Source organism: Marinitoga sp. 38H-ov (assembly GCF_011057715.1).
Classification (GTDB): Bacteria; Thermotogota; Thermotogae; order Petrotogales; family Petrotogaceae; genus Marinitoga.
The window spans coordinates 17,958-39,895 of record NZ_LNGH01000055.1 but is presented as its reverse complement, the minus strand read 5'-3'; the positions used below and the strand labels follow the sequence as shown (position 1 = coordinate 39,895).

Annotated in this window: 20 protein-coding genes and 1 tRNA gene; 13 read left to right on the top strand and 8 right to left on the bottom strand. The window is 26.3% G+C overall.

Translation table 11 applies throughout. The features are described from left to right. Nucleotides 1–34 precede the first annotated feature (34 nt). The 3 genes from ileS to AS160_RS10975 are packed head-to-tail and all read right to left on the bottom strand — an operon-like array spanning nt 35 to nt 5,921. Nucleotides 35–2,782 (bottom strand): isoleucine--tRNA ligase, encoded by a 2,748-nt coding sequence (gene ileS / locus AS160_RS10985; protein ID WP_165149017.1) that lies wholly within the window; start codon nt 2,780–2,782, stop codon nt 35–37. 20 nt (nt 2,783–2,802) lie between these two features. Then, nucleotides 2,803–3,159 carry a response regulator gene (locus AS160_RS10980; protein ID WP_165149014.1) on the bottom strand — a complete coding sequence of 119 codons (357 nt, stop codon included), beginning with the start codon at nt 3,157–3,159 and terminating at the stop codon, nt 2,803–2,805. Between the two features lie 17 nt (nt 3,160–3,176). Further along, nucleotides 3,177–5,921, bottom strand: a complete 2,745-nt coding sequence (locus AS160_RS10975; protein WP_165149011.1) for an ATP-binding protein — start codon at nt 5,919–5,921, stop codon at nt 3,177–3,179. Nucleotides 5,922–6,053: 132 nt separating this feature from the next. On the opposite strand from AS160_RS10975, the gene AS160_RS10970 reads away from it, so the two are divergent. The 7 genes from AS160_RS10970 to AS160_RS10940 are packed head-to-tail and all read left to right on the top strand — an operon-like array spanning nt 6,054 to nt 13,954. Next, on the top strand, nt 6,054–6,902 hold the full coding sequence (locus AS160_RS10970) for a YitT family protein (protein WP_165149008.1): 849 nt from the start codon (nt 6,054–6,056) through the stop codon (nt 6,900–6,902). 11 nt (nt 6,903–6,913) lie between these two features. Continuing rightward, nucleotides 6,914–8,140, top strand: a complete 1,227-nt coding sequence (gene thiI / locus AS160_RS10965; RefSeq protein WP_165149005.1) for a tRNA uracil 4-sulfurtransferase ThiI — start codon at nt 6,914–6,916, stop codon at nt 8,138–8,140. Further along, the gene (locus AS160_RS10960) at nt 8,133–8,870 is read left to right on the top strand and encodes a lysophospholipid acyltransferase family protein (RefSeq protein ID WP_165149002.1); all 738 of its coding nucleotides are present in this window, start codon (nt 8,133–8,135) and stop codon (nt 8,868–8,870) included. Before thiI ends, AS160_RS10960 begins: the two co-directional genes overlap by 8 nt. Nucleotides 8,871–8,882: 12 nt before the next feature. Then, complete coding sequence (locus tag AS160_RS10955; protein ID WP_206528183.1) at nt 8,883–9,425, top strand: bifunctional nuclease family protein; 543 nt, start codon at nt 8,883–8,885, stop codon at nt 9,423–9,425. Next, nucleotides 9,409–10,251 (top strand): polyprenyl synthetase family protein, encoded by an 843-nt coding sequence (locus AS160_RS10950; protein WP_165148999.1) that lies wholly within the window; start codon nt 9,409–9,411, stop codon nt 10,249–10,251. The genes AS160_RS10955 and AS160_RS10950 overlap by 17 nt, the downstream gene beginning before the upstream one ends. A 2-nt stretch (nt 10,252–10,253) precedes the next feature. Beyond that, nucleotides 10,254–12,797 (top strand): hypothetical protein, encoded by a 2,544-nt coding sequence (locus AS160_RS10945; RefSeq protein ID WP_165148996.1) that lies wholly within the window; start codon nt 10,254–10,256, stop codon nt 12,795–12,797. Then, entirely contained in the window at nt 12,773–13,954 is a 1,182-nt protein-coding gene (locus AS160_RS10940; protein WP_165148993.1) for a tetratricopeptide repeat protein, read from the top strand. Before AS160_RS10945 ends, AS160_RS10940 begins: the two co-directional genes overlap by 25 nt. Before the next feature lie 6 nt (nt 13,955–13,960). Here AS160_RS10940 and AS160_RS10935 read toward each other — a convergent pair. After that, nucleotides 13,961–14,036 (bottom strand) — tRNA-Gly (locus tag AS160_RS10935). A 52-nt stretch (nt 14,037–14,088) separates the two neighbouring features. Between AS160_RS10935 and lgt the strand changes: the two genes are divergently transcribed. The 6 genes from lgt to AS160_RS10905 all read left to right on the top strand — a co-directional run bounded on the left by lgt (nt 14,089) and on the right by AS160_RS10905 (nt 17,815). Next, the gene (lgt, locus tag AS160_RS10930) at nt 14,089–14,967 is read left to right on the top strand and encodes a prolipoprotein diacylglyceryl transferase (protein ID WP_165148990.1); all 879 of its coding nucleotides are present in this window, start codon (nt 14,089–14,091) and stop codon (nt 14,965–14,967) included. A 3-nt stretch (nt 14,968–14,970) separates the two neighbouring features. Then, on the top strand, nt 14,971–15,330 hold the full coding sequence (locus AS160_RS10925) for a cupin domain-containing protein (protein ID WP_206528182.1): 360 nt from the start codon (nt 14,971–14,973) through the stop codon (nt 15,328–15,330). Then, nucleotides 15,330–16,094, top strand: a complete 765-nt coding sequence (locus tag AS160_RS10920) for a TatD family hydrolase (protein ID WP_165148987.1) — start codon at nt 15,330–15,332, stop codon at nt 16,092–16,094. Before AS160_RS10925 ends, AS160_RS10920 begins: the two co-directional genes overlap by 1 nt. A 64-nt stretch (nt 16,095–16,158) precedes the next feature. Beyond that, entirely contained in the window at nt 16,159–16,383 is a 225-nt protein-coding gene (locus AS160_RS10915; RefSeq protein ID WP_165148984.1) for a hypothetical protein, read from the top strand. 12 nt (nt 16,384–16,395) lie between these two features. Beyond that, nucleotides 16,396–17,022, top strand: a complete 627-nt coding sequence (locus tag AS160_RS10910) for a hypothetical protein (protein ID WP_165148981.1) — start codon at nt 16,396–16,398, stop codon at nt 17,020–17,022. Between the two features lie 4 nt (nt 17,023–17,026). Then, nucleotides 17,027–17,815, top strand: a complete 789-nt coding sequence (locus tag AS160_RS10905) for an ABC transporter ATP-binding protein (RefSeq protein WP_165148978.1) — start codon at nt 17,027–17,029, stop codon at nt 17,813–17,815. Nucleotides 17,816–17,838: 23 nt separating this feature from the next. Here AS160_RS10905 and AS160_RS10900 read toward each other — a convergent pair whose 3' ends face one another. Genes AS160_RS10900 through AS160_RS10885 form a run of 4 tightly spaced genes read right to left on the bottom strand, consistent with a single transcriptional unit; the run spans nt 17,839 to nt 21,928 of the window. Further along, nucleotides 17,839–18,198 (bottom strand): DUF6672 family protein, encoded by a 360-nt coding sequence (locus AS160_RS10900; protein ID WP_165148975.1) that lies wholly within the window; start codon nt 18,196–18,198, stop codon nt 17,839–17,841. A 9-nt stretch (nt 18,199–18,207) separates the two neighbouring features. Next, nucleotides 18,208–19,305, bottom strand: a complete 1,098-nt coding sequence (locus AS160_RS10895) for an ABC transporter permease (protein ID WP_165148972.1) — start codon at nt 19,303–19,305, stop codon at nt 18,208–18,210. After that, nucleotides 19,302–20,342: an ABC transporter permease gene (locus tag AS160_RS10890; RefSeq protein ID WP_165148969.1), complete on the bottom strand. Its 1,041-nt coding sequence runs from the start codon at nt 20,340–20,342 to the stop codon at nt 19,302–19,304. The genes AS160_RS10895 and AS160_RS10890 overlap by 4 nt, the downstream gene beginning before the upstream one ends. Continuing rightward, nucleotides 20,342–21,928 (bottom strand): sugar ABC transporter ATP-binding protein, encoded by a 1,587-nt coding sequence (locus tag AS160_RS10885; protein WP_165148966.1) that lies wholly within the window; start codon nt 21,926–21,928, stop codon nt 20,342–20,344. The genes AS160_RS10890 and AS160_RS10885 overlap by 1 nt, the downstream gene beginning before the upstream one ends. Nucleotides 21,929–21,938 lie beyond the last annotated feature (10 nt).

Genomic DNA, 21,938 nt, shown 5'->3' with positions numbered 1-21,938 from the left:
GCGGTTATCGCACCTAATTTATTAAATCATAATATTATAATTGTTCTAATACACTTGCACATCTTGGACAAGCATCTGGATATTTTTCATTATTACCAACTTCCGGATGAATCTTCCAACATCGTTCACATTTTTCTCCTTCGGCTTTAACAACTTTAACTTTTGCATATTCTCCATTATAACCATCTTCAACAGTACCTAATTCAAATTGAGAAGTGATAAATAAATCTGCAATGAAATATGGGTCATATGAGTTTAAAATTTCTTTTAATTCTTCTGATTTGGGTTCTACAATAATTTTAGCATCTAATGGATGACCTATAAATTTTTCTCTTCGTTTTTCTTCTAATGCTTTTGTAACATCTTCTCTTAATTGGAAAATTTTATTCCATTTTTCTTCTAAATCATTATCAAAATATTTTTCATTTACTTTAGGCCATTCTTCTAATTGTACAGTTTCATATTTTTTTGTTGGTAAATAAGAATATATTTCTTCTGTTGTAAAAGCTAATAGCGGAACCATTAATTTTGTCAATGTAACTAATGTTTCATACATTACTGTTTGTGCAGATCTTCTTAGTCTTGACTTTGGCAATTCGGTATAAACTCTATCTTTTATAATATCTAAATATATTGAACTCATTTCAACTGTACAGAAATTGTTTATTAAATGATGAACCCTGAAAAATTCATAATTTTCATATGCTTCTGTAACTTTTTGTATTAATTGATGGACTTTCATTAATGCCCATTTATCTAATTCTTCCATTTCTTCATATGGAACTGAATCTGTTTCAGGATTAAAGTCAGATGTATTACCTAATAAGAATCTAATTGTATTTCTATATTTTCTATATACCTCTGTTTGTTGTTTTAATATATCAAATGATACTCTAATATCACCTCTATAATCACTTGAAGCTACCCATAATCTTAATATATCAGCACCGTATTGGTCAATAACATCAAATGGGCTAATTACATTTCCTAGTGATTTGGACATTTTCTTTCCATCTTTATCCTTAATAAATCCATGGGTTAATACTGTTTCATATGGAGCTATTCCATTTTTAGCTACAGATAAGAATAAAGAGCTTTGGAACCATCCTCTATGTTGATCAGTTCCTTCTAAATATAAATCAACTGGATATTTATTTAAATCTTTTCTAACATTAACTACAGCATCCCAAGATGAACCAGAATCAATCCAAACATCTAATATATCTTCTTCTTTTTTGAAATGAGTTCCGCCGCATTTAGGACATTTATATCCTTCTGGTAAGAAATCTTCAACAGGTCTTTCATACCATGCATTTGTTCCTTCTTTTTCGACAATGTTTATAACATTTTCTAATACTTTTGGATCTAAATAAGTTTCTCCACAATCTTCACAATATAATGCTGGAATAGGAATTCCCCAGGCTCTTTGTCTAGAAATACACCAATCAGGCCTATCTTGAACCATTGCAGTAATTCTATTTTCTCCCCAATCAGGAACCCAATTTACTTTTTTTATCTCTTCTAAAGCTTTCTCTCTCAAATTATTTTTGTCTACAGAAATAAACCATTGTTCTGTTGCTCTGAAAATAACAGGATTTTTACATCTCCAGCAATGAGGATAAGAATGTCTTATATCTGATTGAGCAATTAAATGCCCTGATTCTTTTAAATCATTTATTATAATTTTATTACCTTTCCAAATATGCAATCCCTTATATTTTCCAGCTTCATCTGTAAATATACCTTCATGATTTACAGGAGATAATATAGGTAGATTATATTTTAATCCTGTTTGATAATCTTCAGCACCATGTCCAGGTGCTGTATGAACACAACCTGTACCGTCTTCAAGTGTTACATAATCTGCTAATACTAATATTGATTCTCTATCCATGAAAGGATGTTTTGTCTTTTTGTATTCTAAGTCTTTACCTTTAAATTCTTCAACTATTTCATATTCTTTAATTTCTGCTGCTTTTAACAAATTATCTAATAATCCTTTTGCTAAAATCCAGTTTTCTTCTCCAACCTTTACCTTTACATAGTCAAAATCTGGATGAACTGCTATAGCAACATTAGCAGGTAAAGTCCATGGTGTAGTTGTCCAAATAACTACAAATGTATTTGGATCATCAGTCATTTCAAATTTTACATATATTGAATGTGATGTATGATCATGATATTCTATTTCAGCTTCAGCTAAAGCAGTTTCACAACTTGGGCACCAATATATAGGTTTCTTATTTCTAAATACATTTCCATCTTCAACCATTTTCTTTAATATTTCAAGAACTTTAGCTTCATATTCAGGTTTTAAAGTAACATATGGATTTTCCCAGTCACCTCTAACGCCTAATCTTTTAAATTCTTCTTTTTGAATATTTACATAATTTAATGCATATTCTTCACATAATTTTCTTATTTCTAATTTTGACATTTGTTTTGCTTTTTCGCCTAAATCTGTAGTAACTTTGTGTTCAATAGGAAGACCATGTGTATCCCAACCAGGAACATATGGTGCATTATATCCTTGCATTGTTTTATATTTTATTACTATATCTTTTAATACTTTATTCAAGGCATGACCTAAATGAATATGACCATTTGCATATGGAGGTCCATCGTGCAATATATATGTTGGGGCCTTTTCTCTCTCTTTTCTTACATAATGTTCTAAATTTAAAATTTCCCATTTCTTTAAAGTTTCAGGTTCTTTTGTTTTTAAATTTGCCTTCATTTTAAAAGGCGTATTTGGCAAATTTAACGTATCTTTATAATCCAATGTAAAGCACCTCCAAGTAGTTATAATTGCAATAATCTATTTATTGTATCTTTAAATTCTGTTAAATCCAATGATTTTACTACATAAGCATCTGCTGCCCATGATGCCATATCACTTTTATAATGACTATATGCGGTCATTAAAATAATTTTTTTATTAGGATATTTTTTTCTTATCTCTGCAGCTAATTCCAATCCGTTCATTTCAGGCATTTCAATATCTAAAGAAATAATATCAAAATTCTGATCATTTGATAATATTTCCAAAGCTTTCTTGGCACAATTTGCTTCAATAACTTCATAACCAATATCCTCTAATTCTTCTTTTAAAAGAAGTCTAATATTATCCTCATCATCAACAATTAATATCCTTGCCATAATAACCCCTCCCAAAGTTAATTTAATGGTAATTCAAATCTAAAGATGGTTGATTGTTCATCAGATTTTACTAAATAAAGTTTACCTTTATGTTCTTCTTCTATTATTTTTTTACAAATAGGTAGTCCTAAGCCGGTACCTTGTATTTTTGTAGTGAAAAAAGGTGAAAAAATTCTGTTTTGTTTTTCTTCTGGAATAGGCTCTCCATTATTTTCAATTTGAAAATAAACATATCCATTTTCAGTTCCGGTATATATATATATATAATTATCCTCATTAACAGCTTCAATAGCATTTTTTATTAAATTAATCAATACTTGCTTTACCCTACTTCTATCACATTTTACATCTATTTTATCAAACATTTTTTCGAATTTCAACTCTATTCTCTTTTGGTATAGAAAATCTTGAAACATTAATATTATTTCATCTATTAGCGAGTTAATATCTACAAATTCAAAGACTGGGATTCTACTTCCTCTACTAAATTCCAGTATTTCTGAAACAATACTTTCCAATCTAGTTAATTCATCTTTTATTATAGAAGAATATTGTTTTATTTTTTCTGGATCATCTAATTTTTTCATCATTCTATTGACAAATCCACCAATAATAGTTAAAGGGTTTTTGATTTCATGAGCAACTCTTGCTGTCATTTCACCAATAGCTGCTAATTTTTCTCTTTTGGCTATTTCTCTTTCCATTTCATAGGTTTCAGTAACATCATCAAAGGTAACTATAACTCCTTCGATTACATCTAAATCTCTATTCCATAAAGGTGAAAGTTGTATATCGAATACCTTTTCATTGTTATCATTTCTAATGATATATTTTGGCATTTTCATTTCTTCTCGTGTAAAGAAAATACTTTCTATAGAGTTTATAACATCTATACCAAGTTTATCTCTTAAAATTTCTGAACTTTCACCAACTACTTGTTCTCTGCTTTTCTCAAAAAATAATTCTGCTTTTTTATTCCATTCGATTATTTTACCTTTTCTATCTATAACAATTATAGCATGTGATAAATTTTGCAAAATATTTTCATTAAATCTTCTATAAAATTCTATTAAATTTTTTTGTTCCTCTAAATATTTAGTTTTTTCTTTTAATTCTTCGTAATTTTCAATTGTTTCAATAGAAAGTCCTATACTATCTTGAAACAATCTTAATATTTCAATATCGACAGGAGTAATTTCCTTTTTATTGAATTTATTATCAGCTATAACTATACCTTTTGTTTCCCATTTTCCAGTTATTGGAATTATTACAAATTCATCGTATTTAATAATGTCATATAAGTATTGAAGCTCATCATTTTTAAATTTAATCATTTGAGGTACAACGTGTACAATATGTTTTTTTGTAACTGCTCTTTCTAAAATTGGTTGTCCTTTATATACTATAATTTTATTTTTTACATTTTGTGTTAATTTATTATCCGTTGGTAGTTGTATAGCTTCTTCTCTTAAATATTGAACAATGTCCCCATATTTTAATGCTCTTTTATTTGCTTCTTTCCAAATAGTATCAACATCTTCATCGTCAGAAGGTCCAATCCATATTTTAGGAATTAAAACTCCTTTTATTCTATCTCTTTCTAAATATAATGCTCTATTAAACTTTAAACCTCTTACACTAGTTAATCCCATTAACATAATTTTTATAGCATTTATTTTATCAAAAGTAGACCTAACAGCTTGACTAATTTTATGTAATGAATTTAGTTTGTCTAAGTGTTCTCTTTGTGTGTTTATAAGATTTTCATGATTTTTCTTTAATGATATTAATTTTTCTATCTCATCTTTTAGTTTGTCGTATAAATAAATTCTACTAAGAGCTAAGCTAAGTCTTCTTGTTATATTCCTTAAAGAAGCTAAATCAAAATTGTCAAAATGTTTATATGGCCTAAACCCATAACCCTCTTCTCTATTATAAACGCCTATTACGCCATAATCTATATTATCTATAATAATCGGTGCATATATAGCAGATAAAAGATCAGTTTTTATTGGAACAAAAAATTTCTCAAATCTTTTTTTACCAACAACTAAAAATGGTTTTTTTCGTAATTTAGATAAACCTTCTAAAGTATTTCTTTCTTCTAAAATTTCTTCTATATTATCAAATCCGATTTTTTCTTTTAAAATCAATTTATTTCCTTCATTTTTCCAAAAAACGACACATTGTGCATGCAACATATTTTTGATTTTTTCAATTATCTTAGTCATCAATAAATTTTCATCTAAAATATTTTCAAATAGCTCTGTAATTTCATCTATGTATTCAAGTCTATCTCTAGTTTCTTCCAGTACTAAAAATTCCATAGTAAGTTTTAGTAATATTCCATAACTTTCAGTTTCTTCTAAAAAATAATTTAATTCATTTTCATTAAAGTTATCCGAAACACCAAAAGCACCAATTAATGAATTATTAGAAATAATAGGAATTAAAAATAATTTATTTAAGTTTAAGCAATTTAATTCTTCTAAATTCTCTAATGTAATTTCACTAACTTTGTTGTTTATAAGATTTTCATATAATTTTTTATTATCAGAAAAATATATTTTTAATTTATTTATAGCATTGCATTCAACAGATGCCCCCAAAAGTTTTAATAATTCTCTTGTAGGCTCATGTATGAATATGTATATATTTCTATTGAATTTTTTGGATAAATTTTTTGCGGTATCATTTAAAACTACTTTTAATAAATTTGAAGGATTTTCTATTGAGAATTTTTTTAATAATTCGTTAAGCATATTATCACTCCAATATATTTTTTATATAATAATTATACTATAAAAAAATACAAATTTTAACAATAATACCTTTAAATTAAAATTATTTTGATATAATTAATTGCAAAAGACTTTAATAAGGAAGGGATAAACATGAAAAAAGAATTATTTAAAGATATATTTCTAATAACTTTAGGGACTTTTATTAATGCAATAGGTTGGACTTTATTTTTAATTCCATGGAAAATAGTAGGTGGAGGATTAAGTGGTGTAGGTACAATGATTTATTATGTAACAGGTATTCCGGTTGGTATAAGTTATTTAATTATGAATGTAATATTATTATATATTGCTATGAAAATAATTGGAAAATCTTTTGGGTTTAAAACTATATTTGGTATAGCGAGTTCATCGTTTTTTATAACCTATTTGCAAAATTTTTTTAATTCTCCTATATTATATGATCAATTTTTGTCATCTGTAATTGGAGGTATATTATTGGGTACAGGTATAGGAATTGTTTTTCTTGCTGGAGGAAGTACTGGTGGAACAGAAATAATAGTAATGATTATAAATAAGTTTAGAAATGTTAGTCCTGGAAGAACCATGTTTTTATTTGATATAATAATAATAGGTAGTTCATATTTTATTTTTAGATCTTTTGAGACTATAATATATGGTTATGTTACAATGGCAATATCAAGTTATGCTGTTGATTTAGTTTTAGAAGGTGGGAAATCATCTGTACAATTATTTATATTTTCAGATAAATACGGAAATATTGCAGATGAAATCACTAAAACATTAGGTAGAGGAGTAACATTAATTCAAGGAACAGGTTGGTATACAAAAGAAAACAGAAATATTATATTGACTATCGTAAGAAGAAGAGAATTACCTATTGTTTTGAAAATAATAAAAAAACATGATAAAAATGCTTTTATTTCAATGGGATCAGTTGCTGGAGTATTTGGTGAAGGTTTTGATAAATTAAAAATTTAAGGAGGTATTTTATGTACGATTTTGTGGTTATTAAATATAGTGAAATAGGAACTAAGGGAAAAAATAGAAGAATATTTGAAAATAAATTAATGAATAATATAGTGTTACAATTAGACCATAATGTTAGTGCAAAAAAAATATATGGAAGAATAATAATTACTCCTAAAGAAAATAAAAAAATAGACAGTACTATGTTAAATAATTTAAAAAGGGTATTTGGTATAAAATCTATATCTCCGGCTTTAAAAGTGGAAAAAAATTATGAAGACATAAAAAATAAAATATTTTTCTTATTAAAAGAAAAAAATATTGCAACAGGTACTTTTAAAATTGATGCTAGAAGAACAGATAAAACATTTCCAATTAGAAGTTTTGATTTAAATAAAAATCTTGGCGAAGATGTTCTTAATGAATTTCCGAATTTAAAAGTAGATGTGCATAATCCTGATTATTTAATTAAAGTTGAAATAAGACAGGAACTTTCTTTTGTATACTTTGAAAATATAGAATGTTATGCGGGATATCCCGTCGGTGCTGGTGGTAAGGCTAGTATTATGCTTTCTGGAGGTATAGATAGCCCTGTAGCAGCATGGCTTATGATGAAAAGAGGAATGAAAATGAATGCCATATCTTTTTATAGCCCTCCAAGTAATAATGAGAAAACAATTATGAAATTAATTGAGTTAAGTAAAAAGTTAAGTGAATATTATCCATTTAAATTTTACCATTATATTGTTCCTTTTACTAATGTTCAAATGGCTATAAAAAAATTAAATGTAGAAAGCTATTCGTTAATTTTACAGAGAAGATCCATGTTAAGAATAGCTTCTAAAATTGCGAAGCATTCAAATAGTTCAGCGTTAATTACGGGAGAAAATCTAGGCCAAGTTGCATCACAAACATTAGAAAATATGATAACAATATCAGATGCAACAGATATGTTAATATTAAGACCTTTAGTTGGATATGAAAAGTTAGAAATAGTAAAAAGGTCACAGGAAATTGGTACATATGATATATCAATATGGCCATATAAAGATAGTTGTGTTGCATTTTTACCTAAAACACCAGCTACTAAATCATTCCCTGATAAAATGAGAAAATATGAAGAAAAAATAGAAAATTTATCAAATTTGGAGTATGAAGCTATAAAAAATAGTTTGGTATATATAATAAAAAATGGTGAAGTTATTGAAAATTACTCTTTTTTAGAAAAAGAGGTGTTGAATCTTGATTAATTTAATAAAACGATTTTTATTAACTATATGGTTTTATATTGGTTTTTTTGGATATGTAGTTATATATGGTTCTATTGTTTTATTAATTTCAAAAATTATAAGCAAAATATCAGGTGAAAAAAAGGCGGATTCTTATTTGAGAAAAGTTGTATATAAATTTGGGAAAAATGCGTTTAAATTATTAGGGATAAAAGTAAATGTTGAAAGTGAAATAGATATAAATGAAATTGAAAATGAACAATATATGATTGTTGCAAATCATCAAAGTTTATTAGATATTCCGTTAATAATAGGTTATATATATCCTACAGGATTTATAGCAAAAAAGGAATTAGAAAAAGCCCCTATAATTGCAAGTTTTATAAAAGCGTTAGGTTCTGTATTTATTGATAGAAAAAATCCTTCCAAAGCGGCGGCTGCTCTTCGTGATATAAAAAGAAAATTAGAAGAAGGAAGAAAATTGACTATTTTTCCAGAAGGTACTAGAACTTTAGATGGAAAAGTAAAGCCATTTAAAAAAGGATCTTTAATGATTCCGTATAGATATAATATAAAAATACTTCCTGTTGCAATTGATGGAACATATTACATAATAAAAAAAGGAGAACATTTGCTTAATCCACATAATGTTAATATAAAAATTTTTAAACCTTTAGTTCCTAAGGATTTTGAAAGTGAAGAGGACTTAAGAAATCACATTTTTAATTTATTATCTTCTGAAGTAAATTAAGGAAGTGATATTATGTTTAAAAAGGTTGATATTATTACAATGGGATTAGATAAAATTTCTAATTCTCCAGTAGTTTTTTTGAGAATAGAAAATACACATTTAGGTATTCCAATATGGATAGGAGCTTGTGAAGCTACCTTTTTAGCGTTAGCAATAAATGAGCAAAAGACTCCACGTCCTTTAACTCATGATTTGATAATTTCTATATTAGAAAATGAAGGATATGATATAAATAGAGTAGAAATACATAACATGGAAGATAATATATATTATTCAAATATTATTTTAGAAAAAGATGGAATAGAAATAAATCTTGATTCAAGACCATCGGATGCACTTGTACTAGCAGTGAAAAAAAGAATACCTATTTATATTAAAGATAAATTGATTATTGATAATGGAATTGATTTGTCTTTTATTCCTATTGAAAATGAGGAAGAAAATACCGAAGAAGATAAAAGAAATGAATTTAAAAAGTTTTTAGAAAATTTTGATATAGATACAATAAAAAAGCATTTTTTTGATGAGGGGAAAAAATATGATGAAGATAAATGAATTTAAAAAAGTTTTTGACAATGCATCTAAAGAATTATTTAATTCTTTAGAATTAATAAACATTTTAAATGAGACAATTAGATATTCATATTTTTCAGGAGGAAAAAGATTACGTCCCTGGATAATTTATAATATCGGACGATATTATAATGTAGAAGAAGAAAAATTATTTAAAATAGGTTTTGCAATAGAGATTTTACATACAGCATCTTTAATACATGATGATTTGCCAGCAATAGATAATAGCGATTATAGGCGAGGAAATAGGACAAGTCATAAAGAATTTGGAGAATGGAGAGCAATTTTAACAGGTGATTTGGGTTTTATTTTACCATATAAAATTTTTTATGATAATAAATTATCAAAACTATATGGATTCTTTTCTGAAACTGTAATTAAATTAATTGAAGGAGAAACTTTAGATGTTGCTTTTGAAAAAAAATTAATTGTTCCATCAGATAAACAAATATTGGATATGTATGAAAAGAAAACATCTGCTTTATTTGAGTTTTCTTTTGCTTTTGCCTCGTTATTAAAGGATAATCAAAATGATTTTGAAATTCTTAAAAATACTGGTAAAAGTTTTGGTCTAGCATTTCAAATTTATGATGATTTAAAAGATTTACACGGTACATTTGATGAAGTTGGAAAGGATTTAAGTAATGATGAAAATAAATACACTTTATTAAAAATAATGAATCAAGATAAAGCAAAAAAATATGCAGATTCATTATTTGATGAATCGATTTTATCACTTTCAAAACTGAAAATGAATTTTTTAGTTGATGAATTAATTAATATTAAATCATTAATTGAAAGGAAGTAGATATGGCAAAAAAAGGAAAAAATATATCAGAAGAGAGTAATAAAAATGAAAAAAAATCTAAATTTAATATAAGCGGTATTTTAGGTATTTTTAAGAAAATACCTTTAAAAAATTTTTCTATAAAAAAAATTATAGAATTTTTGAAAGATTTTAAAAACTTTAATAGAAAGAAGAAAATAATATTTATTTCATCAGTATTAGCAATAATATTATTAATAATACTTTTAATAATTATAGTTCCGACATTTTCTACAAAAAAATTAAATGTTGAAAGTCAAGCAGAAAGCGCATCTATTTCAAATTTATTTATATATGTACCTCCAGATGCATTTCAATATAAAAAGACTTTTACTATTAAATCATTAAAAGAAAACTCAGCTGAATATCAAAATTTAAAAACTTTGGGAAATTTATATGGTCCCATATATGAAATAATTCCTGATGATAAAAAAGATGAGTCTTCCTTGAAACCTATTAAAATAAAATATAAATTACCAATGGAATTATATTATGGTGATTCTTTTAATAATTTTTCAATAGTTTATGCTTCTGATGATAACCCACCAGTAGTAAAAAAATTGGCTGGATGTGAAATATATAAAGATGAATCTTTGGGAACATATGTAGTACAAGCAAATACTTTTCATTTTTCGAAATTCGGACTATATGTAGATCCTAACCCAAAAGAAGTAGATTTTGGTTTAAAAACATTAATTGAAAAACCATCATCATTAGAACCGGATATTATATTAGTTCCAGGAATCGATAATAATTTTTTAGGATTTATACCAAATACTCAGACAATAAACAATATATATGGCGAAAATATTTGGAGTTTATATTTTCCTAATAGGACAATATGGAATTATAAATATCCTTTATTAGAAACTAAACCAAAAAAGTATATGGATGCCTTTTTTGGTTATTATATAAGAACAGGTTCAAATAGTTACTTGGAGTTTGAAGCAGAGAGATTTGCTTTGGAATTAAAAGCTAAAAAAAATAAGCAGTTTGATATAATAACTCAAGGTATAGGAGGTTTAATTGTAAGATATGCTTTAGAAAAACATCCAGAAATAACTAATGTTAGAACGATAACGATGTTTTCTCCTCCAAACAATGGAATTAATATAGTTAATCCGATTTATTATAATGTTATATATAAAAAGAGTCCCGAAATAATAGAATTAACATATGGTTTGAATAAAGAAGAATACAATTCCTTGTATTTAAACATAACTTCTAAATTAGAGTTAATTTCATCTTATTATAAAGAACTTTTACCTGATTCGGAATTTATAAAAAAATTAAAAAATTCAAATATAAGAAAAGATATTGAATATAATATTATTACAGGAACAATTCCAGATATAAATATTCATATTTCTAATACTAAATTATCAACTTTCTATCCGGAATTTATAAAAGGATATGGGGATGGTTTGGTTACTATAGATAGTGCAAGAATAAATGGTGCGAATTTTTATACATATGATATGCCATATAATAAGCTTTATTCTGATAATGATGTCTTATCTTTTGTACAAAGTATATTATCTAAAAACATTGAAAAGGTTGATATACCTAAAATTGAAGATGATAAATTTCCTGAAACAACAATTGAAGTAGTTGAAAAGATTAAATCTGAGGAGAAATCTAAAGAAAATCGTACCATTATTTTTCAAAAAAATAGTAAATATACACAAAAAGAATTATTAGAATTTAAAGAAGAATTATTATATTTAGAAAATATAAATTATGGTAAAATTGTAAATTTAAATAATAATATTATTATTCTTACAAATAAAGGTGCATATGATTTGGATGGAAACAATATTTTTAATAAGAATATATTAGGAAGTATTAAATATAAAGATAGATTATATATTGCATCAGATGATGGTGTTTATGCTATAGATGAAAGCGCCTTTAATTTCATTAAAATTAAAAATAAAGATTTTGAATTACACAATAATGTATATTATTTACCAGAAATAAGAAGATACATATATGTTGATTATGTCGATGGATTGGCTAATATATATGAAAATGAAACTATGATATCAGAAGGTAGTCAATTTATTTCAATGAAGGTTATAAATAATGAATTTTATATTATTTTAGGAAATAAAATATTAAAAAGAAAAGGAAATAATTGGATTACAATAGTTAATAAGGCAGGTATAGAAGCTTTATTAAAGGAAGAAATAGGGAATTTTGTAGATTATTATTCTCGTGCATATTTAATATATTTGTTGACATCGGATTATAAATTAATTATATATGATACGAAAAATGAAAAGGTTCAAATATTGGGTAATAGTGATGTTGGTAAATTGAAGTTGTTAGAAAATAATAATTTATTATGGATATTTGATAAAAATTATATTACTTATATAGATTTGAATAATAAGGTTTTTGGAGGGGATTATCAATCTATATTAGATTTTGATATTATTGATGTTGAAAATTATAATAATTCATTTTTAATATTTATTAGAAAAAATGGGGGATTTGAATTATGGGATACTATTATAAAAAAGTAATGATGATAATATTTCTAATATTTTCTATTATTTCTTTATCTCAAACTGCATTGGATAAAGCAGAAATCTATTATTTTAATGGGAAAAGCGCTTTTCAGACAGGAGAATATGAAAACGCTGAAAAATTTTTTGAAGAAGCTTTGAAATTAACAGCCCAAATTGAAATAAAATATCCTGATATTAGATATATGTTAGGTTGGACAAAATTTTATTTAAAAAAATATAATGAAGCAGAAAATTATTTAAAATATTATACGGATGATCCCAAGGTTTCTTTAGCTTTAAAAAGTATTAAAGAAGGTAATATTCAAGAAGAATTGAGTTTTAAATCTTTAAAGATTCAATCAAATGCTACTTCAACAACAAATGAAGCAACAACAGATGTTAAAATAGGATTATTTTATTATATTATAACAACAGCTGTTATATTTATGATTATAGGAATTACCAGTTTTCTAATATATTTCTTTATTTTCAGAAGATACTCATTTAAATCTGAATTAGATAATAAAATTGAAAATAGAGAAATTGTTGAAAATGATGAAGAGATTGAAGAAGAGACTATACCATTAGAAGAAGTATTAGAAGTGAAAATTGATGAATTAGAAGAATTATGGGATGAATATGAAAAAATGAAAAATAAACTCGATGTTAATGATGAAGATGTTGGAAATATTGAACAAAATTTAGAAGAAATAGATGTTGATAGTTTATTAGAAGAAGAAATAGAAGTTAATGATAATGTCAATCTTGATATAGAAGATCTTGAAGATACAATTGAAAATGAAGAAAAAACAGAAAATGATGAGGAAAAAACTGAAGAAGTTTTAAATGAAACAAAAGAAGAAATTTCAGAAGAAGAGATTTTAAATGAAGCAGAAAAAACTATAGAAGATATAATAAAAGATGAAAAAGTAAAAAGTTTAGATGAAATAGAAACCGTAAAACCAAATATTGATATTGTTTCAAAATATCAAAAAATATTAAATGAACCTGAGGGAAAGGTTGTAGTATCTAATATAAAAGGTTTAAATAGTTTAGAAGAAATAGACGAAGATATTAAAAGAAAAGGTGGCCAATATTCGAAAGGGGACTTACATAGCATTTTCAAAGAAATATTTGCAGAAAAAAATAGAGATGAAATAAATATAGAATAAATTAATTGGAGCGGGCGACGGGACTCGAACCCGCGACCCTCAGCTTGGGAAGCTGATGCTCTACCAACTGAGCTACACCCGCTTGCCGAAATTTATTATATCATTATTTAAAAAAATTTTCAAGGGGGTTTTGTATGAAAAACGATAAGTTATATAAAAAAGTATTATTAATTTCAGCTATTGTATATATTCTTTTAGGCTTATTATTTTTGCCTAAAGTTTTTTCTGGTGAAGTAATTGTAAATCCAATTATATTGAAAATAGGATCTTTGCAAATAAGATGGTATGGGTTACTTATAGCTTCAGGAGTATTTTTGAGTTTTTATTTAGCGACTGATACTGCAAAAAAATGGAATTTTAATGAAAATGAGTTATCAAATGCTGTAATTTTAGGTGTAGTTTTTTCAATTATAGGTGCAAGATTATACTATGTTATATTTAATTGGGATATATATTCTAAAATGCCATCAGAAATTTTCAAAACATGGCATGGGGGAATGGCAATTCATGGAGGTATAATAGGTGCATTGTTATCAGTATATATATATACAAAATTAAAGAAAAATATTTCTTTTACATTTTTACAAGGATTAGATTTAATGGCACATGTATTACCTTTAGGACAATCAATCGGTAGATGGGGTAATTTTTTTAATTATGAGGCTTATGGAAGTCCAACAAATTTACCTTGGAAAATGTATGTGCCAAAAGAATTTAGAATGCCGGGCTATGAAAGTTATGAATATTTTCATCCAACGTTTTTATATGAATCTATATGGGATTTAGTGATATTTTTATTTTTATTTTATTATGCAAGAAATAATAAAAAGTTTGATGGCGAAATTATATCATTATATTTAATATTATATTCTTTAGGGAGAGGATGGATAGAATTATTAAGGACAGATTCTCTAATGTTTTTAGGTATGAAAGTTGCGGTATTAATAAGTATATTTTTTGTAGTTTTTGGTATAATATTATATGTATCAATTAAAAGAAAAATGGAGGTGTAATTTATGAATAAGGCATATATTGGTAAGGCTATGGATATAGAACCTATAACATACGATGATGGTGTAAATGTAAAGGGAGCTCATAAAAGGGTTCTAATTGGAAATAAATTAGGAGCTCCAAATTTTGTGATGAGATTATTTACATTAGAAAAAGGTGGATTTACTCCAAAACACACACATAATTGGGAACATGAAGTTTATGTTTTAAAAGGGAAATTAGAAGTATTTAATGGAGAAGAAACTGTTATAGCAGAAGAAGGTTCTTTTGTATTTGTTCCGCCAAATGTTTTACATCAATTTAAAAATATTAATGATGGTGAAAGTCAATTTATTTGTGTCATCCCAACATCAGGAGGAGAATAATGGGCTTTATAGATACACATTGTCATTTAAATTTAATTGAGAATAAATATGAAATAATAGATTCATTTGATGAAAATGATATTGAATATGTAGTAGAAGTTGGAATAAATGTAGAAAATTCATTCAAGAACATCGAATTATCAAATAAATATGAAAAGATTTATTGTTCTGTAGGGATTCATCCAACTGACTCTAAAGGGCTCACAAGTAAGGATTTTGATACAATTAATGTTTTAGCAAAAAATGAAAAAGTTATAGCTATTGGAGAAATAGGATTAGATTATTATTGGAAAAATGTATCAAAAGAAGATCAATATAAATCTTTTATTAATCAATTAAATATAGCCAAAGAAAATAAATTGCCTGTAATATTACATGTTAGAGAAGCTTATGAAGATGTTTTTAATATACTCATAAATGAAGGTATTCCAGATAATTTAGGTGTTGTTCATTGTTTTTCTTCTAACTGGTCTATGGCAAAAAAATTTTTAGATCTAGGGTTTTATATAGGGATAGATGGTCCAATAACTTTTAAAAATAATAATACATTAGTCGAAGTTGTAAGAAATACTCCTATTGAGTATATATTACCAGAAACAGATTCACCTTTTTTAACTCCAGTGCCATTTAGAGGAAAGAAAAATAAACCCATATACGTAAAGTATATCATTGAAAAAATTGCTGAAATAAAGAATATTAATATAGTAAATGCTTCGCGAATATTGTTGGAAAATTCAAAAAAATTATTTAGCAAAATTATTTAAAACCTCCCGAAAGGGAGGTTTTTGTGATATGATATAATTATAAAAAATACAAAGGAGTGTTTATATGAAAATATTAATTTTTTATTCTGCTATAATAATTGCAATTCTAGGAGTGTTTTTTTCTAATGTTCCAATATTGCCTTTTATTTTAGAAGCATTAGCTGCTATTGTTTTTTCTATGGTTTTTGAGAAAGGTAAATGGTTGTATTTGATATTGTTTTTTGTTATTTATATTTTAATAATTACTAATTACATTCCTAGTTTTAATTTTATACTTACAATAAAATAATGAGGTGATTATATGTTAAAAACTATTAAATTTGTTTTTGAAAAAGAACTTAGACAAAGATCATATTATTTTATATTTATATCTATTTTGTTATTTTTACCAAATGATTTAGGAAATTTATTTGCAGTGTTATTTGCATCAACTTTATTTACCAGAGAATTGGAAAATAAAAACTTCACTTTAATTTCAACATTACCTGTTTCAAGGATGGACTTATACTTGGCATATTATATATTTGGAGCAAGTATATTATTATTTTCAAAATCATTATATTTTGGAATAACACAAAATTCGGATTATATATCGTTGTTTGGATCATTATTATTTTTCGCATTTTTTTATAGTTTAAGTATTTTAACTTCAATTAAAGGATTAGGTGGAATATATATTCCAATCTCTATTTGGTTAGTAGACTTATTTTTAAAATCAAATAATATGATAAAAAATTATAGCTTAGTAACTCAAAAAAATATTTTTATTAATATAATATCTTTATTTTTATTTATATCAGTTATGATAATATTTCATTTTACTGATTCATCAAATTATACAAAAAATAAAAATAAACTATTTACATTTATAGGTTTGATTTTTGTTTTGATTATTGTAGCTTGGTTGATAACTAACTCTTTGAGGTGATAATATGATTGAAGTTATTAATTTAGAAAAGTCATATGGTCCAAAACCGGCTTTAATAGATATTAATCTTACAATAAATCCTGGAGATATATATGTATTAGTTGGACCTAATGGAGCTGGAAAAACTACAACATTAAGATGTATATATGGAGATTTAAAACCAGATGAAGGAAAAATTCTCATTTATGGAAAAAAATTAAATAAATATAGAAAAAGAAATCTTTCTGTGTTATTAGAAGAAAGAATCACCTTTAAAGGATTATTCCCATATGATTATGCTGAACTTTGGAAAATTTTATACCCAAACTGGAATGAAAAGAAATATAAGGAATTAATGATGGAATTTAATTTGCCTATTAATAAACCTGTTCATACATATTCTTCTGGTATGAAAACATTATTTTATATAGTTCTTATGTTTTCAGCACAACCAAAAATAATGATATTAGACGAACCAACTCAAAATATAGACCCTGTAAAAAAAGACAAAATATTGAAAATGCTAAAGGAATTTGTTTCAAATGATGAAAATATTGTAATTATGTCTACTCATCACATAGAAGAAGTTGAATTGATAGCAACTAGATTTGCTATTATAAATTCTGGTAAAACTACATTTGAAGGAGATATAAAGACAGCATTATCTTCTCATAAAATAGTGAAACAAAGTGAAATGACTGAAGAAATGGAAATAATAACTCCACTTGATGAAGGTATTTTAGTAAAAACAAATGAAGAAATAGGTAGAAATCCTGATTTTAGAGAAGTTGTTTTGGGATATTTAAAAAAATAAAGTCCGCCTTTGAGCGGACTAAATTATTCTCTCATACTTTTATATTCTATATATTCATTATCTCCATTAATTAATGCTGGAATATTAATAATAACATCTTGATTAATTGGGATTTTAAATTCCTTCTCGATTATTTTTCCATTATATTCAAAAGTTATTTTATGTTTTGGTCCAACAACTTTCGCTACTTTTCTCGATTTTTTTCGCACTTTTAATATAACATCATCTACTTTAACTTCTAAAGTTTCATTTATATAATTATAGTTCTTAAAAGTTTTATTATCTACAAAAACCTTATGTTGTTGACCAATATTAAATAATAATACTCCTAATAAAAACAAAGCTATAATAAACATTAATCTAATTATAAGTCTTTTATTCATTATTTCACCTCAACCTTCTTGTCTCATAGCATGTCTTTCTCTTTCTTTATCCCTGCTACGTTTCCAAGCGTGTAGTGCCAAGGATATAGCAATAATACCATAGGATATAAATACTCTAAAGAATTCTCCTAATTGGGCTTGACCGATTAATTCCTGGCCTGCTCTCGGAGATACAACAAACATTAAGTGGAATAAGGTTATTCCAACAAACACATTAGGAATAGATGCTTTAGCTACAGAAGCACCACCTATTAAAAGAGCCGCAATTGAAAACATTCCTATTTGTTCATGACTATTATAGGTATTTACAGTTCCAATATTTTGTAAGAAAATTATTTGACCTATTGCAGCTAATACTGTAGAAATTACAATAGCTAATATTCTTGTTCTTTCTACATCTATTCCAGCAGCTTTTGCTATTTCCATATTTTGTGCAATTGCTCTCATATCTTGTCCTAATTTTGTTTTTCTAAACCATACTATAAATATACATAATATAGCAATTACAATAAATGTAGATAAAGGTATATAAACACCGTTTATATCTATCTTCCAAACATTATCTAATGCTTGTCTTACATTTGTTAAATTAATAGCATTTCTAATTCCAAATCCTCTACTTAACAATATTTCTTTATTTGCAATAGGTATTAAATTTCCCATAGCGTATAGTACTATTATTTGGTAAACACCATTAATAAAAAACCCTAAAATAAACGATGTTACCATTTCCCTACCTTTGGCCATATTTAAGATAGAACCACTAAAAACCCCTAATAATATAGCTATTGGTAGTGCAATTAGCATAGCTAATAATAGTCCTGGAACTCCTACTATATTCCAATCTGTAACAAAAATAAGACCTATTTGTCCAGCCATAGCTCCCAGTACAATACCAAAATTTAAACCCATACCCGCCATAATAGGAATTAATAATGAGGCTACCAAAAATGAATTTCTTGATAATCTAACAATCATTTCTTGGATTAAATATTTACCTGAAAAACCAGAAAGAGGTATAGCAAAAGCACTTAAAATTATAAAAATTATAGGGACTGAATTATTAATGAAAAAATATTCAATTTTTTTTGCAAATGTTTCTCTCATGATCTCGCCTTCTTTCTAGTTAATGCATATAATATCATTCCATTAGATACTACTATTCTTATTGCTTCAGACATATCTGTTTTAATTAAATTATTAATTACAGATGGAGTCATAGTCAATATCCCTTGGAATAAGAATGTACCAACAACAACATTTGTAATTGTAGCACCATGAATAGAAGCACCACCAATTAAAATAGCAGCAACTGCAGGGAATGCCATATAAAACGGTCCCATATATAATTGTATAAAACCAAAGCTTTGTTCATATACAATAATACCAATAGCTCCTAATACCGTAGACATAATAACAGATATAATCCTCATTTTATCTATATTAATACCAGAAGCTCTAGCAAAATCAGGGTTAGAACCAACTGCAATAATTGCAGTGCCTGTTTTTGTTCTAAAAAATAGCCAAACTAAGAAGGCCATAAATGCAAAAAACAAAATAGCTCCAGTTGGAAATACAAAATAATCGCCTATTTTAATAGATAAAAAATCATTTAAAACATGAAACCAATATTTTTCTACAGATATAGTTGTTCTTAAACCTGAACCACCATATGCCCAAATCATATCTGGACTTTTATAAGGCAATATTAACCACATCATTGACATGAAAGCTACTGAAGAAAATCCGACATAGGTAGCTACCATCATTTCTCCACCTTTTACTTTGTTTAATAAAATCCCATAGCCCCAACCTAAAACTATAGCAAATGGCAAAGCTATTAAAATTGCAGTTATAAATCCAAAAAATCCAGTTACTCCTAATTCAATGCTAGTAACTGCACCAATTAAACCTGCAATTATTCCTAAAGGTAATCCGAAGTTTAAACCTGTACCTGATAAAACCATAGGAACCATAGCTAAAACAAGTATTGAATTCATTCCAAATCTGATAAAAATATCACTAATAGACGTGGAAATTCTAATATTTACAAAAGGCGCAATAACAAATAGCGCTAATAAGAATAAGGCAATTATAATCCTGGGCCAACCAAAATTTTCTATATATTTTTTTAATTTCTCCATCATTTCACCTCAACTCTTTTAACCATAAGCTCTCCGAATTTTATAGAATCTTCTTTTGCTGGTAAGATACCAGAAACTTCTCCTTCTGAAATAATAGCAATTCTATCACAAATACTTCTTAATTCTTCTAATTCAGAAGAAGTTATTATGATAGTTGTTCCATATTCTCTATTATATTGTTTTAGAACATCCAGAACTAATTTTTTTGCTCCAACATCAATACCTCTTGTTGGTTCAGAAACGAATAATAATTTGGGATTCATTACAAAAGCTCTAGCTAAACATACTTTTTGCTGATTTCCTCCTGATAACTCTTTTACTTTTTGTTTTTCACTAACACATTTTATCTGCAACTTTTCAATATATTCTTTGGCAACCTCACTCATTTTATCTTCATCTCGTAATTTTAAAAATAACCATCTTTTAATAAAATCCTCTCTAATTTGCATGGCTGTAAATGAAATATTTAACTCAATTGATTCATCTAATAATAATCCTACACCTCTTCTATCTTCAGATACAAAGGCAATACCTTTATTTAATGGTTCAAGAGGATTATTTAAAGAAAGTTTTTCTCCGTTGAATTCCACTTCACCTTCAGAATAAAATAATCCCATAATCCCATTTGGTATTCCTAATTTTCCTTGACCTGCCAATCCGCCTATACCAAATATTTCACCTTCTCTAACTTCAAATGAAACATTCCTTACAAATTCTCCAGGCATGTCAACCATAAGATTTTTTACCTTTAATATTGGGTTTCCAAATTTTCTATTTTCAACACTATTATTTTCAAATTTTTCTATATTTCTTCCAATCATCCATTCAGTTATTTTATGCTCATCTGCTTCTTCTATTGGAACTTCTTTTATTAAATGTCCATCTCTTAACACTGCAACTTTATCTGCAACTTCTAAAATTTCACTGAGTCTATGAGTGATAAATATAATTGCTATACCTTCATTTGATAATCTTTTTATAGTATCTAATAATATATCAGCTTCTGATTCAGTTAATACTGCTGTAGGTTCATCCAAAACTAATAATTTTGTATTTTCTCTTTCGATTTCTCTCGCTATTTCAGTAAACTGCTTATGTCCAACAGGCATTTCAGAAACTAACATTTCAGGGTCTAAATTAACTCCTAAATGTTCAATAGCTTTTTTAGCTCTCTTTTTCATATCTATAAAATCAAGAGTTTTTATTCTATCTCCAAAAATTTCAACTAAAAAATTATATTTTGTAGATTCTCTATTTAAAACAATATTTTCTGTAGCAGTAAATCCTGGTAATAATGAAAATTCCTGATGAACCATACCTATACCATTATCTAATGCATCCAAAGGAGATTTGAAATTAACTTCTTTTCCTTCAAATATTATTTTACCTTTATAACCTCCAGTTTCATGGATTTCAGGCATGCCAAATAATATTTTCATCATTGTAGATTTTCCGGCACCATTTTCTCCAACTAAACCTAAAACTTCACCTTCATTTAAAACAAGGTTGATGTCTTCAAGGACCTTATTTCCAAAAAACTCTTTTTCTATATGTTCAAATCTTAATATTTCTTTGCCGCCTCTCAAAGATGTCACC

What these genes read in the sequence shown, in the direction of transcription:
- AS160_RS10980 (WP_165149014.1), bottom strand. Translation starts at nt 3,159, where the DNA reads ATGGCAAGGATATTAATTGTTGATGATGAGGATAATATTAGACTTCTT.
- AS160_RS10975 (WP_165149011.1), bottom strand. Translation starts at nt 5,921, where the DNA reads ATGCTTAACGAATTATTAAAAAAATTCTCAATAGAAAATCCTTCAAAT.
- AS160_RS10970 (WP_165149008.1), top strand. Translation starts at nt 6,054, where the DNA reads ATGAAAAAAGAATTATTTAAAGATATATTTCTAATAACTTTAGGGACT.
- thiI (WP_165149005.1), top strand. Translation starts at nt 6,914, where the DNA reads ATGTACGATTTTGTGGTTATTAAATATAGTGAAATAGGAACTAAGGGA.
- AS160_RS10955 (WP_206528183.1), top strand. Translation starts at nt 8,883, where the DNA reads ATGTTTAAAAAGGTTGATATTATTACAATGGGATTAGATAAAATTTCT.
- AS160_RS10950 (WP_165148999.1), top strand. Translation starts at nt 9,409, where the DNA reads ATGATGAAGATAAATGAATTTAAAAAAGTTTTTGACAATGCATCTAAA.
- AS160_RS10945 (WP_165148996.1), top strand. Translation starts at nt 10,254, where the DNA reads ATGGCAAAAAAAGGAAAAAATATATCAGAAGAGAGTAATAAAAATGAA.
- AS160_RS10940 (WP_165148993.1), top strand. Translation starts at nt 12,773, where the DNA reads ATGGGATACTATTATAAAAAAGTAATGATGATAATATTTCTAATATTT.
- lgt (WP_165148990.1), top strand. Translation starts at nt 14,089, where the DNA reads ATGAAAAACGATAAGTTATATAAAAAAGTATTATTAATTTCAGCTATT.
- AS160_RS10925 (WP_206528182.1), top strand. Translation starts at nt 14,971, where the DNA reads ATGAATAAGGCATATATTGGTAAGGCTATGGATATAGAACCTATAACA.
- AS160_RS10920 (WP_165148987.1), top strand. Translation starts at nt 15,330, where the DNA reads ATGGGCTTTATAGATACACATTGTCATTTAAATTTAATTGAGAATAAA.
- AS160_RS10915 (WP_165148984.1), top strand. Translation starts at nt 16,159, where the DNA reads ATGAAAATATTAATTTTTTATTCTGCTATAATAATTGCAATTCTAGGA.
- AS160_RS10910 (WP_165148981.1), top strand. Translation starts at nt 16,396, where the DNA reads ATGTTAAAAACTATTAAATTTGTTTTTGAAAAAGAACTTAGACAAAGA.
- AS160_RS10905 (WP_165148978.1), top strand. Translation starts at nt 17,027, where the DNA reads ATGATTGAAGTTATTAATTTAGAAAAGTCATATGGTCCAAAACCGGCT.
- AS160_RS10900 (WP_165148975.1), bottom strand. Translation starts at nt 18,198, where the DNA reads ATGAATAAAAGACTTATAATTAGATTAATGTTTATTATAGCTTTGTTT.
- AS160_RS10895 (WP_165148972.1), bottom strand. Translation starts at nt 19,305, where the DNA reads ATGAGAGAAACATTTGCAAAAAAAATTGAATATTTTTTCATTAATAAT.
- AS160_RS10890 (WP_165148969.1), bottom strand. Translation starts at nt 20,342, where the DNA reads ATGGAGAAATTAAAAAAATATATAGAAAATTTTGGTTGGCCCAGGATT.